Here is an 11,996-nt window from a genome sequence, read left to right as displayed (position 1 = left end):
CGGACCGCGCCGGCCGTGGACCCGTCGGTTCGACGCGGGGCGGTCGAATTCATCGAATGGATGGCACCGCCGAAGAGCTGAGAGCCGCCAGCGCGCGGCTGCGGTCCAGGAGGAGCGGATTTCGCCGAGTCGCTGCTCGCGATCTCACGCCGGGGCCGCACATCGAGTGAACCCAGGGCGGCTCAGCAGGGATCTCAGGCGAGGCCCACAAGCTTGCGTTGCACGTCGCGCAGCAGTCGGATCGACTGCTCGTCCGTGAGTCCGGTGGTTGTCGCCCAGTCGACGCCCGAGCCGACGAGATCGCTCACGAACACGATCTCGGTTGCGAAGAGCGCGCGCCGCCAATCGGCGGCGCTGAGCGGCTCGCGCGCTTTGACCTTGCGGGCGATCACGCCTCCCTCACGGAGCAGCGCTTCGACACCCCCGAAGCCCATGAGCTTGGCGACGTCGGGCGTCGGTCTCGCCGAGCCGCCCCACTCATTCAGGCCACTGACCAGAAGTGTTCGCTCTTCGTCGGTGAGGTCGACCTCAAGCAAATCGGCCACGCGATGAGGTTACGGAGGGAACGCCACCTTCGCGGAAGGAGCACTCATCGACGATTGCTGCTCCGAAGCCCCCTAGGTTGTGCGGATGCCGCCCGGCCAGCCACTGCGCCCGACGTACCTGATGCTCTTGGTCGCGTTGGTGTGGCTGCTCGTCGACTGGGCACTGCAGACCTCGTGGCTCGTGACGTGGCTCGTTTCCGCGATCGCTCTTCAGGGCGCCTTGTGGGTACACGTGCGCTGGGCGCGCCGGCGGCAGGCACGTGCGCGCGACGCGTCGCGACCGTATCCCTGGGACTGACCGACCTGCCAAAAGGCACGCTCAAAGTGGTGCCTTCGACGATTGCGCGCTCTTGCCGACGACGCTTACGACTCGTCGTCTTGCTCCCAGAGACCCACGTCCTGCAGGAACCGCTTGCGAATCAGCGCGCCCTCCGGGTCCTCGGTCGCGTCGCCGATCTTGCACGCCTGCGGCTCGAAGTACGACATCGAGCTCCATCCCTCGAGCGCCGCCGCTCACTTCGGCTCCACCATCGATGGTCAAGCGACCCGGCGGAAGCCGAAGCGGCGCGGCTTCGGGTCCGCGACGTTTGGGCGGGTCACGTCGAGACCTTCGGAGACGCCGGCCGCGTCGAGACGGTCGAAGAGCTCCCCCGCGCCCTGGGCGAGCTTGAGGTCGGTCTCGTCGGAATGCAGGGCGACCACGCCGAGGAAGTAGATCTCACGCTCGCCGACGGTCAGCACTTCAAACTCGTCTGGCGTGAGCAGGGTCGGGGCCAGGATCACGCCGGTGAACGGGCACTTGCGCGCGTACGGCTGTGCGGGATCGCCGTTGGGCACGGTGTGGCCGATGTGCAGCCAGGTGTTGAAGCGGTGTGGGATCTCGGCCAGATCCTGCAGGAGCGTCAGCGGCCACATGCCGCGGGGCTCCTTGATCGGCCAGTCTGGCGGAAACACCATCACCAACTCGGTGTGCGTCAGGGCCGGGTCGTTGTCGGGAGCGTTCATCGCTTGCTCGGCCATCCCGCACGTGACGAGCGTGATGCACGGCCGCTCCTCACTTGGCGGGACCACGAGGATGTCGACGTGGACCCACTGCGACACGACTTGGTGGAAGACCTCCACGCCCGACCCGAGGTGGCGCTCCACGTGGGCCGACACCGCCTCGATGAGCTCTACGTCGCCGACCGACCCCGAGGCGGGCGCCTCCTCGACATGACGCAGGATCGGACCTTCAGCGCTGAACTCATCGGACATGGCCGCCGACCGTACTTGCGACAGACGGCAACCGCGACTACCCGAACGGTCAAAGCGGGCAAAGGAGCGCTTCTCGACGAGGGGGTTCCTTTCGATGGCCCCGCCTTCAGGCCGAGAACGGACGCAAGGAACGTTCGTAAGACCGTGTTTGCGGGCACGGACGACCCGTGAGCGGCGTCGCGGTGTTCTTTCTGGTCCTGATGGTCTTCGTCGCGGTGACCGGGCTCGGCATGGGGCTCGCCTTGGTGCACGATGTCGGCGGGTTCGCGTCGTGGGTCGTGGAACGGCATCGCCGCCACGAAGCGCGTACCCGTTCGGCGAACGGCTATTCGATCCCGTCTCTGCAAGTCGCGCGACAGAAAGGCCAGCAGCTGGTGCTGTTCGGCCTCCTGTGGGAGGTCGTTCTGCTCGTGGGGGTCGTCATCAGTCGGTGATGAGCAGCGGAGCTCCGTCCTGTCCGTAAGCCTCCGCGAGCCACGTCTCGGTCAATGTGCGTTTCTCGACGATTCCGCTCATTAGGCCGGAGTTCGCGCTACACCCACTGGGTGGCCGACACTCTCATCCTCTGGCGACCGGTCGGGCAACGGGAGCTCGATCTCGTCGCGCAAACCGGGTGGACTCGCTTTCCGCCTCGCCTGACCGGGCAGCCGATCTTCTACCCGGTGCTCAACGAGGCCTACGCGACGAAGATCGCGCGCGAGTGGAACACGAAGGACCCGGCATCTGACTACGTCGGCCACGTGTTGCGTTTCGCGGTTGAAGCCGACTACGCGCAGCAGTTCCCAGCGCAGCGCGTTGGCGGGACCGGCATCGACGAGCTGTGGATCCCCGCGGAGCGCCTGGACGAGTTCAACGACCACATCGTCGGCAAGGTCGAGCTTGTAGCGAGCTACCGCGCGGACTCGGCGTAGACATAGCGCTTTTCGACGGAAGCGCCTTTCCTGCCGCTGTCGAAGCAGGGGGCGTATCGAACCCGGAACAATGCGCATCGATGACCGAGCGCGCCGATGATGACGATGACTTCGAACCGCTGGAATGCCGCCCGTCCGTCGTCCACGTCGAGGCCTACGATGTCGGCGTCGCCGGCAGCGACACGGTTGTGCGGTTGTTCTTCAGACCGCGGCCCGGCGCCGACCCGCGTCCCGGCAACGAGCTTGCCGACGTGCTCGTGCTTGAGGACTGGGACCGTGTCGCGATAGGCCTCATCCGCCGGGTGGTGGCCGGAGACGGCCCCAGTAACACGGTCTACGGCGGTGAGCCGCTCATTCGCGGGGCGCAAGTGAGCCTCGACGTCGAGCTTCGAGAGCCGCTGGCCAACCGACAGCTGATCGACGCGTCGACTGGCGAGGCGGTGCCTCGTATCCAACGAACCTCCTCGAGCCCGCTGCCCGCGGAAGAGTTGGGAACTCCTCGCTGGATCCGGGCATAGCGGTAGGGCGGACGCCGGGCCGGCGATCCGGCGGGGAACGCGATACAGCTGGCGAGCGCGTCGCAACAAGCGGTCGGCTGAAGCTGAATGTGCCGACGATCGTTCAGTTGTGTGGCACCGTCCCATCGGCTTCAATGCCGCGCGTGCCTTTCCGCTGCCTGTTCCTCTCACTGCTCGTCTCCATCGTCGTCGCTCCTGCCGCTGAGGCGTCGATCGCTGACCAGGTCCTGCCGTTCAAGGACGCCGGTGACGGCGTCGAGGCGGTGATGGGCAAGCGCACGCCCGTGTTGCGCTTCGGTCCGGGGGCCGCCAAGCTCTATCGCGGTCTGGCGGGCCGCAAGGTCTCGGTGGGCTGCGGGCGCCCGGGGATCAGCAACTCCACCACGAACGCCGACGGCAGCGTCACGGTCAGCGGCGGAGGCAGTTTCGATCCGAACACCGGTCTTCACGAGCTGCACGGCGGTGGGTACGCGGGCACCGACATGCGGCTGCCGCGCTCGGGTGCGCGGGTCAGGCTTCCGTTCACCGGCGCCCCCTATGACGTGTGCTTCATCGCCACGCCGGCTCGCCGCTCGGACAGCGATTGCCTTGATCCGTCCTTTCTCGATCAGCAGGCCACGTGCGTCCGGGTCCTCGTCGCGCTCACCGACGCCGGCCGAGCGCAGGTGGACTACCGGGCGCGCATGATCAACCTCGACGCGATCGTCGATTACGTGGGCTGGGCGCAAGACCCGGCACGACGGCTCGCCGAGGTGACCCGGACGGCAGGTCTGGACGTCGTTGCGCTCGACGCGCCCGACGCGGCGCCCGCCCCTGACAAGACGGGGGTCTACCTCAACGGCACGACGCGGGTCGTGGCCATCACGTTGCTCGACGGCACCCGCAAGTACGTGCGCTGGGACGGCGACGTCTACAGCACCAACGTCACCGAGTTTGCCGGCAGCTCGGAAGAGTCCCTGCGGCTGCCATAGAGGTCACCCGTCGATGTACGTCTGGTAGGAGCGAGCTGGGGCCGCGAGCAGTGTTCGTACGTCGCTTGCGGCGTCCATCAACCGCATCCCGTCGCTGAGGGTCCTGCGGGAACCGATCATCAAGGGGGAGCAGCGCCACGTGTTGCCTACGGTTGATGGGTCAACCCATCGATGGGTCGGTGACGACTCGGTGGTAGCGGCCTTCGGCGAGGTCGGCGAGCGGGATCACGAGCGCGAGGGCACCGCCGTCGCCGAAGCTCATCTCGGGATGGTCGGCGAGATTGGCGAGCACCGTCCAGTCGGCTGAGTCTGGGACGTTCTCGGTCTCGCCGTGTTCTTCGAGCACGAACGGGCCGGTGTGGCGAGGGTCCTCGCCCTGCATCGTCGTGGCCGCCCCCAGCAGTTGGGCGGCGATGGGGCCGGCGCTGATCCGATGCAGGAGCCACTCGCAGGCTTGGATCTCGCTGTGGCTGAAACGCCTGCCATAGGGGTCGAATCCGACCGTCAGGCACGGGACGACGTGCACGAAGCGTGGCGCGAGCATCCGCAGCGACTCGTCCTCGGCCTCCCACGCCCAGTCAGGCAGTGGTTCGGGCCGCGGCGGGAGGTCGGCGCGGGTAAGTGGCGCTGCGGGTGAGCGGGCCAGCACGACTGCGCGATCGGGCTCTGGCATGGCCATGTCGAGTCCGGCGAACACCCGCAGCAGCTCGCCGCGGTGATTCCAAGGTGGGGCATCGCCGAACTCGCTGGTCAAGGGCGGCAGCTTGGAGCAGTCGAGTTGCAGGACGAGCGTGTGCGGAACCCCGTCGCAGTGTGGCCAGGCTTCGCCGGGAGCGAGGTCTGGGAGCCCGCCGATTCGGTGTGGAGCCTCTCCGTCGGCCGGTCGGAGGCGGTACGCGGGCGCGATCGAGGCCAGGATCTCGTCCCGGTGCGCGGAGAAGCCGGCCTCGTCGATCCACGCGGACACCTCGGCGCGCGTCGGCAGCTCGCTCGACGCGTTCCGGCGGATGACCTCGAGATCGGCGAGCGTACCTCGCTCGGGATGCTCGAGGTCCGCGATCGGTGAGAGCGCGACGTGCTGAGGCTGCGTTCCCTCACGTGCGGTCACGACCACCTGCACGTCGCCGTGTTCGCGGACGGCGATCCAGCCGTCGGGCGCCGCCACGAAGGCGAACGGTCGCCGCTCGCCGTCGATGACCAGCTCGCGCGTCTCGATCGGCGTGTTGGCGGCCTGCTGGCGCGCCGTGCGTTCAGCGTGCAGCCACTGGATCTGCTGGGCGGCTTGCGAACGGTCCTCCGTCCATCCGTCGTCTTCCAGCAGATGCGCAAGCCGCTCCCGCAGGGTCCAACCCGATCCCGGGCTCACCGTGGTCTCGACGCTCACGCGCTCCCCCGGCACCTCCCGCTGATCGACGTGGAACCCGGTCCGCACCTCCGGTGAGGGACCGGACGATCCGCTGATCCGTACCGGCTTACCCACTCGCGCGTACACGGGGAAGCCGGCAGCGGCTCGCGCCGCCTGCCTGAGACGTCGACGTTCCCGGTCGCGATCCGCTGAGGTAGTCGGCTCGTCAGCTTCACCGCCCAGCGGGTCAAGCAAGATCCCCGCCGTCTCGCCCTCGGTGGAGGGCGCACCGCACGCCATCCAGCCGCACCGCTCGCAACCAATGGCTTCGGCGACCTCGACCCACTGGACCGCCGAGCAAACAGGGCACGGCTCCGCTGCGTCCTCGATCGCACGCCGGTGCCCCTGAGGCAGCGGCTGCGGGACCAGCGCCCCATTCGCGTTCTCAAACCGGACGATCCGCTCTTCGGTCACTGCCTCCGAGAACCACCTGCCGCCCTCGACCACCGCATCGGTCTCTGCGCCACGCACGTCAATCACGACAGCGCGCACCGCGCCCTGAGGCATCACATCTCGTTCCACGCCCCTGCAAATGTCCGAGGCGATCTCAGAGCAAACGCTCCGGTTCACGCGCAATCAACACATGCGGGCGTCGCGGCCTGCGGCTCAGATCTGATTGACGCCGCCGTCGACGTAGACGTTGGCTCCCAGCATGAAGCTGCTGTCGTCGGAGGCCAGGAACGCCACGACCCCCGCCTGTTCCTCGAGCCGGCCCGTGCGCCCCATGGGGATCTGGGCCACGAGCGCCTCGTTGTACGCGTCCAGGTTCTCTGCCCCGACGAGCTCCGCGACGCCGGAGGTGTCGGTCGGCCCGGGCGAGATTGCGTTCACGCGGATGTCCCGGTCCTTGAGCTCGTTGGCCCACGTGCGCACGAAGCTGCGCAGGGCGGCCTTGGACGCCGCGTACGCACCCATGCCCGGCACGCCCCGGTCCGCGGAGGTGGAGACGTTCACGATCACGGAGGCGCCCCGGTTGAGCAGCGGGATCGCCTTCTTGACCGTGAGGACCGTGCCGGTGACGTTGACGCCGAACATCTCGTCGAGGTCCTGCTCGGTGGTGTCCTCGATCGTCGCGAAGTTCGCGGCGCCCGCGTTGGCGAACAGCACGTCCAACCCGCGGCCGTGGGCGGCGACCTGCTCGTAGAGCCGATCGAGGTCGGCCGGCTTGGTGATGTCGCCCGGCACGGCCGTCACGTTGCGACCGATCGCCGCGACGGCGCTGTCCAACTCGCTCTCGCGGCGACCCGTGATGAAGACATGCGCTCCCTCGGCCACCATCCGGGCCGCGGCGGCGCGGCCGATCCCGTTCGTTCCGCCTCCCGTGATCACTGCCGTCTTGCCGTCGAGCCTGTTCATCGCTGACCTCCTTCTATTTCGGCACCGGTCGGTGCGTAAATCGAATGTAGCAACTTCCGCACCGATCGGTGCCGAATTGCTACGGTGGTGGTGTGGATCAGGTCAAGCGAGGACGGCCGCGAGCGTTCGACGCCGAGGACGCGCTCGAGAAGGCCCTCGACGTCTTCTGGGAGCACGGGTACGAGGGCGCGAGCCTCACGGCCTTGACCGAGGCCATGGGCATCTCGCGCAAGAGCATGTACGCCGCGTTCGGCAACAAGGAGGAGCTCTTCCTCACGGTCCTTGCGCGCTACGAACGCGGACCCGGCGCGTACGTGCGGGAGTCGGTGCGCGCCGCCACCGCGCGCGAGGTGGCCGAGGCCTACCTCGACGGCGCGGTGCGCGCGGGCACCCAGCCGGGGCGGCCGGCCGGCTGTCTCGGCGTGCGCGCGGCCCTCGCGGTCGGAGTCACCGGCCAAGCCGTGCAGGACATCCTCACCGCCTGGCGGGCCCAGAGCCAGGACAACCTGCGTGAGCGCTTCCAACGTGCCATCGCCGAGGGCGACCTCCCCGCCGACGCCGACGCCGACCTGATCGCCCGGTACCTCACCACAGTCGCCGATGGCGTGTCCGTGCAGGCGACGGGCGGAGCATCGTCCGCGGACCTCCAGCCCGTGGTGGATGCGGCACTCCTGCACTGGCCGCCACGCTGACGTACCTTCACGCCATGACGGATCCACGCAGGATCGACTTCTCGACGATCGACCCGACCGTCCACGACGAGGGCGTCGGCGACCGCGAAGCACAGGTGGACGGCACGCGCTGGGCGCTCGTGGAGTACGCGCCCGGCCACGGCCGGGCCGACTGGTGCGAGACGCCGCACAGCGGCTACCTGATCAGCGGGACGCTCACGTATGAGTTCGAGGATGGGCGCGAGCCGTTCCACCTCGCCCCCGGCGAGGCGTTCGCGCTCCCGCCCCAGCCACGCCACCGCGGTCGCAACGAGGGAGCGACGCCCGCCCGGCTCTTCATCATCGACGCGCTGGCATAAGCGCCGCCGCTTCGGGGCACGGAGCACCCATGGCCTCAGAAGCGACTCGCGTGGTCGCCGTCGACGTCGGCGGCACCTTCACGGACGTGTGCGTCCTCGACCAAGGCAGCGGGGAGCTGCACGTCGCGAAGGTCGCGTCCACCAAAGACCCGATCGACGGCGTGATGGCCGGGGTCGAGGAGGCGGGGATCGACCTGAGCGCGACCGCGCTGTTCTGCCACGGCACGACGGTCGCCACCAACGCGCTGATCACGCGCAAGCTGCCGAAGGCGGCGATGGTGTGCACGAAGGGCTTCCGCGACGTGGTGGAGATCGGGCGCGGCACGCGCGACGACCTCTGGGATGCGTACAAGGACAACGCCGAGCCGTACATCCGGCGGCGGGACCGGCTCGAGGTGACCGAGCGCGTCGACCAGGCCGGCCAGGTCCTCACCGAGCTCGACGAAGAGGAAGCCAAAGAGGTCGCCCGCATCCTCGCCCGCCGTGAGGTCGAGACCGTCGCGGTGTGCTTCGTCAACGCGTACGCGAACGGCGACCACGAGCAGCGGATGGCCGAGATCCTCAGAGAAGCGCTCCCCGACGCGAGCATCTCCACCTCCTCCGGCGTGCTGCCCGAGCTGTTCGAGCACGAGCGGTTCTCCACGACGGTCGCGAACGCCGTCCTCAGCCCGCTCGTCACCGGCTACGTGAACGAGCTCGACCGGCGACTGAAGGACGACGGCTACGACGGCGACCTGCTGATCCTGCACTCCGGCGGCGGCGTGATGACGCCCGAGGCCGTGCAGGAGCTGGCGGTGCGACTGGCGGCGTCAGGCATCGCGGCGGGAGCGGTCGCCGCGCGCTACACGGCCGCGCTGTGCGGCCACAAGAACGTGATCGGCGTCGACATGGGCGGCACGAGCACGGACATCTCCCTCGTCTACGACGGCAACCTCCGCACGACCAACGAGTGGTTCGTCGAGTACGGCCATCCCATCTGCTTCCCGAGCATCGAGGTCCTCACGATCGGCGCGGGTGGCGGCTCGCTCGCCACGATCGACGCCGCCGGGTCGCTCCGCAACGGCCCGCAGTCGGCGGGCTCCGACCCCGGTCCCGCGGCGTACGGCAAGGGCGGCGAGCAGCCCACGAACACCGACGCGAACCTCGTCCTCGGCCGGCTCGGATCCAAGCTCGTCGGCGGCGGCATGTCGCTCGATCGCGAGGCCGCCGAGCAGGCGATCAACACGATCGGTGAGCCGCTGAACCTCGACACGCACGCGGCGGCCGACGCGATCATCCGCGTCGCCAACGCGAACATGGCCGACGCCGTGCGGATCATCTCGCTCCAGCGCGGGTACGACCCACGTGAGTTCGCACTCGTCGTCTTCGGCGGCGCCGGCCCCCTTCACGGCGCCGCCCTGGCGAAGGAGCTCGGCGTGCCGACCGTGCTCGTGCCGCTGCGTCCCGGCACGTGGTCGGCGCTCGGCTGCCTGATGGTCGACATCCGCCACGACCTGAGCGAGATGTTCCTGCGGCCCGCGGCGGAGGCGGACGAGCAGGAGGTCAACGAGGCGTTCGCCCGGCTGGAGGAGCAAGGCCGGAAGCTGCTCGCCTCAGAGGGTGTGGAGGACGACGACGTCACCCTGGAGCGCTCCATCGCCATGCGCTACCTCGGGCAGTGGCGTTCCCTCGAGGTCGCCTACGACGGTGACATCGACCAGGCGGTGCATCGCTTCCACTCCGAGCACGAGCGCGAGTTCTCCTACAACCGCGACCACGCGCCCGTCGAGCTCTACCGCCTGCAGCTCGTGGCCACGGGCAAGACGGCCGACATCGAGCTGCCCAAGCACGAGAAGGGCGGTGAGATGCCGGAGCCGATCGAGACGCGCGAGGTGTGGTTCGAGGGTGAGGCCCACGACACGCCCGTGTTCGAACGCAGCGAGATCCCCGCCGGCGCGAGCTTCGAAGGGCCCGCCGTGATCGATCAGCTCGACACGACGACGCTCGTCCCGCCCGGTGTGAAGGCCGAGGTCGACGAGTACCTGAACATCCGCATGGAGGTGAAGTGAGATGGCCACGCGCACGCTGGACCCCGTCACCTTCGAGGTGCTCAAGAACTCGTTCGTCACCGTCGTCGACGAGATGGCCGAGCAGATCCTGCGCACCTGCCACTCGTTCGTCATCTTCAGCCGCGACTTCAGCTGCGCGCTGCACGACGCCAATGGCGACACGATCATGCAGGGCTCGCAGGACATTGCCGTGCACGTCGGCACGCTGCACCTGAAGGCCAAGGCCGTGCTCGAGGACTTCGAGGGCGACATCCACGACGGCGACGTGTTCGCCGTCAACGACCCCTACCGCGGTGGCACGCACTTCCCGGACTTCAGCCTGATCCGGCCCGTGTTCGCCGACGGCGAGCTGATCGCGCTCGCGCAGGCCAACGGGCACTGGGCGGACGTCGGCGGGAGCGTCCCCGGCTCGTTCGACGTCGGCGCGACCGACCACTTCGGCGAGGGCATCCGCGTCCCGCCGATCCGGGTGGTGGATCGCGGGACCCCGCGCGATGACGTGATCGGCATGATCGCCTCCAACAGCCGCGCGCCGGGCGACATCGTCGGCGACTGCCACGCCCAGATCGAAGCCACGCGCGTCGCCGAGCAGGAGCTGTTCCGGCTCATCGACAAGTACGGCAAGGAGGACGTGGTCGCGGCGTTCGGCGAGGTGCAGGACTACGTCGAGCGGCTCACGCGCGCCCGCATCGCCGACCTGCCCGACGGCGAGTGGGAGACCACCGACCACGTCGACTTCGACCCGGGCGGCGAAGAGGGCCTCGTGAAGGTCGCGGTCAAGCTGACGATCGCCGGCGACGAGATCACCTACGACCTCAACGGCTCCGATCCCGCGATCAAGTCGTTCCTGAACAGCGGCGCGGGTGTGGCCTTCAGCGGCGCCATCGCCTCCGCCAAGACCTTCTTGCCTGAGATCCCGCTGAACTCCGGCTTCTACCGCGCGATCAAGGTCGACGTCGGGCCCGAGGGCACGGTCGTCAACGCGGGCTGGCCGAACGCGGTCACCGGGTCCGTCAGCGGCGCCTACGAGAAGATCATGAACGCGGGCTTCGAGCTGTGGTCGCAGCTGATGCCCGAGCGCGCGATGGCGTGCTGCTTCAACCTCGAGTACCTGCTCGTCGGTGGCCGCGACGCGCGCCGTGACGACCGCCCGTTCTTCATGTGGTACGACTGGATGGCCGGCGGCTGGGGCGGCCGCAACGGGCGTGACGGCCAGGACTGCACGTCGCCCGTCTTCGGCGTCGGGCTCGCGGTCCAGCCCTTCGAAGGGCAGGAGCGGCTGACGCCCGTGCTCACCTCGCAGCACGAGATCATCCCCGACTCCGGCGGCCCCGGAAAGCACCGCGGTGGCTGCGGCGTGCGCAAGGGCGGGACGCTCACGCAGGTCGAGGCCGCGGTCATGTCCTACTGCTGCGACCGCGCCCGGTCGGTGACGTGGGGCATCAGCGGCGGCCTGCCGTCCCTCCCCCACGGCGTCTGGCTCAACCGCGGCGCCGACGACGAGCGTTTCCTCGGCGCGAACTTCTCCGGCGTCCCGGTCAAGGAGGGCGACCGCTTCGAGCGCCCGTCGGCGGGCGGCGGCGGCCTCGGCGACCCGCTCGAACGCGACCCCGACGAAGTCCTCGAAGACGTCGCCGACGGCTACGTGACCATCAAGCGCGCCGCGCTCGACTACGGCGTCGTGGTCGAGGAGGTCGACGCGGAGCTCGCCGAGTACAAGGTCGACACCGACGCCACGCAGGCCTTGCGCGAGGAGCAGCGCGGCGCCCGCAGAGCCCGCCTGGACGAGGCCCCCGAGGACGTCGCCCGCCGCTTCCGCGACGGCGACCTCGACGTGATGGACCTCGTCCGCCACTACGGCGTCATCCTCGACTGGGGCAGCGGCGACGTCCTGCCACGGACGACGGAGCAGTACCGCGAGCTGCTTCGCCGCCGCAGCGCCGATCAGTGGGAATGAG

The 11,996-nt window shown here is 69.0% G+C and carries 14 protein-coding genes; 9 read left to right on the top strand and 5 right to left on the bottom strand.

The genetic code is table 11. The features are described from left to right. Positions 1 to 194 precede the first annotated feature (194 nt). A complete protein-coding gene (locus OJ997_RS31190; protein WP_270029277.1) occupies positions 195 to 545 on the bottom strand; it encodes a hypothetical protein in 351 nt (116 codons plus the stop codon). Positions 546 to 630: 85 nt separating this feature from the next. Between OJ997_RS31190 and OJ997_RS31185 the strand changes: the two genes are divergently transcribed. Next, the gene (locus OJ997_RS31185) at positions 631 to 843 is read left to right on the top strand and encodes a hypothetical protein (protein WP_270029276.1); all 213 of its coding nucleotides are present in this window, start codon (positions 631 to 633) and stop codon (positions 841 to 843) included. A 65-nt stretch (positions 844 to 908) separates the two neighbouring features. Here the strand turns inward: OJ997_RS31185 and OJ997_RS31180 are convergent, their stop codons facing one another. Both OJ997_RS31180 and OJ997_RS31175 read right to left on the bottom strand, forming a co-directional pair. Beyond that, complete coding sequence (locus OJ997_RS31180) at positions 909 to 1,031, bottom strand: hypothetical protein (RefSeq protein WP_270029275.1); 123 nt, start codon at positions 1,029 to 1,031, stop codon at positions 909 to 911. 51 nt (positions 1,032 to 1,082) lie between these two features. After that, on the bottom strand, positions 1,083 to 1,799 hold the full coding sequence (locus OJ997_RS31175; protein WP_270029274.1) for a suppressor of fused domain protein: 717 nt from the start codon (positions 1,797 to 1,799) through the stop codon (positions 1,083 to 1,085). Positions 1,800 to 1,966: 167 nt separating this feature from the next. Here OJ997_RS31175 and OJ997_RS31170 point away from each other — a divergent pair, with 167 nt between their 5' ends. From OJ997_RS31170 to OJ997_RS31155, 4 genes are all read left to right on the top strand, one after another. Continuing rightward, a complete protein-coding gene (locus OJ997_RS31170; protein WP_270029273.1) occupies positions 1,967 to 2,233 on the top strand; it encodes a hypothetical protein in 267 nt (88 codons plus the stop codon). A gap of 111 nt (positions 2,234 to 2,344) precedes the next feature. Then, a complete protein-coding gene (locus tag OJ997_RS31165) occupies positions 2,345 to 2,710 on the top strand; it encodes a hypothetical protein (RefSeq protein WP_270029272.1) in 366 nt (121 codons plus the stop codon). A gap of 80 nt (positions 2,711 to 2,790) precedes the next feature. Beyond that, positions 2,791 to 3,228 carry a hypothetical protein gene (locus tag OJ997_RS31160; protein ID WP_270029271.1) on the top strand — a complete coding sequence of 146 codons (438 nt, stop codon included), beginning with the start codon at positions 2,791 to 2,793 and terminating at the stop codon, positions 3,226 to 3,228. Between the two features lie 143 nt (positions 3,229 to 3,371). Then, entirely contained in the window at positions 3,372 to 4,199 is an 828-nt protein-coding gene (locus OJ997_RS31155; protein ID WP_270029270.1) for a hypothetical protein, read from the top strand. Between the two features lie 160 nt (positions 4,200 to 4,359). On the opposite strand, the gene OJ997_RS31150 is transcribed toward OJ997_RS31155, so the two are convergent. Continuing rightward, a complete protein-coding gene (locus OJ997_RS31150) occupies positions 4,360 to 6,126 on the bottom strand; it encodes a DUF1963 domain-containing protein (protein WP_270029269.1) in 1,767 nt (588 codons plus the stop codon). An 84-nt stretch (positions 6,127 to 6,210) separates the two neighbouring features. Continuing rightward, a complete protein-coding gene (locus OJ997_RS31145; protein WP_270029268.1) occupies positions 6,211 to 6,960 on the bottom strand; it encodes an SDR family NAD(P)-dependent oxidoreductase in 750 nt (249 codons plus the stop codon). A 92-nt stretch (positions 6,961 to 7,052) separates the two neighbouring features. On the opposite strand from OJ997_RS31145, the gene OJ997_RS31140 reads away from it, so the two are divergent. From OJ997_RS31140 to OJ997_RS31125, 4 genes are read left to right on the top strand one after another with little or no spacing between them, the layout of a single operon-like run. After that, on the top strand, positions 7,053 to 7,652 hold the full coding sequence (locus OJ997_RS31140; RefSeq protein WP_270029267.1) for a TetR/AcrR family transcriptional regulator: 600 nt from the start codon (positions 7,053 to 7,055) through the stop codon (positions 7,650 to 7,652). Between the two features lie 14 nt (positions 7,653 to 7,666). Next, complete coding sequence (locus OJ997_RS31135) at positions 7,667 to 7,990, top strand: cupin domain-containing protein (protein WP_270029266.1); 324 nt, start codon at positions 7,667 to 7,669, stop codon at positions 7,988 to 7,990. 29 nt (positions 7,991 to 8,019) lie between these two features. After that, complete coding sequence (locus OJ997_RS31130) at positions 8,020 to 10,038, top strand: hydantoinase/oxoprolinase family protein (RefSeq protein ID WP_272600477.1); 2,019 nt, start codon at positions 8,020 to 8,022, stop codon at positions 10,036 to 10,038. Between the two features lies 1 nt (position 10,039). Further along, a complete protein-coding gene (locus OJ997_RS31125; protein WP_270029263.1) occupies positions 10,040 to 11,995 on the top strand; it encodes a hydantoinase B/oxoprolinase family protein in 1,956 nt (651 codons plus the stop codon). Position 11,996: the final 1 nt, after the last annotated feature.

Source organism: Solirubrobacter phytolaccae, from assembly GCF_027587195.1.
GTDB lineage: Bacteria > Actinomycetota > Thermoleophilia > Solirubrobacterales > Solirubrobacteraceae > Solirubrobacter > Solirubrobacter phytolaccae.
This window is presented reverse-complemented; position numbering and strand designations above follow the sequence as displayed.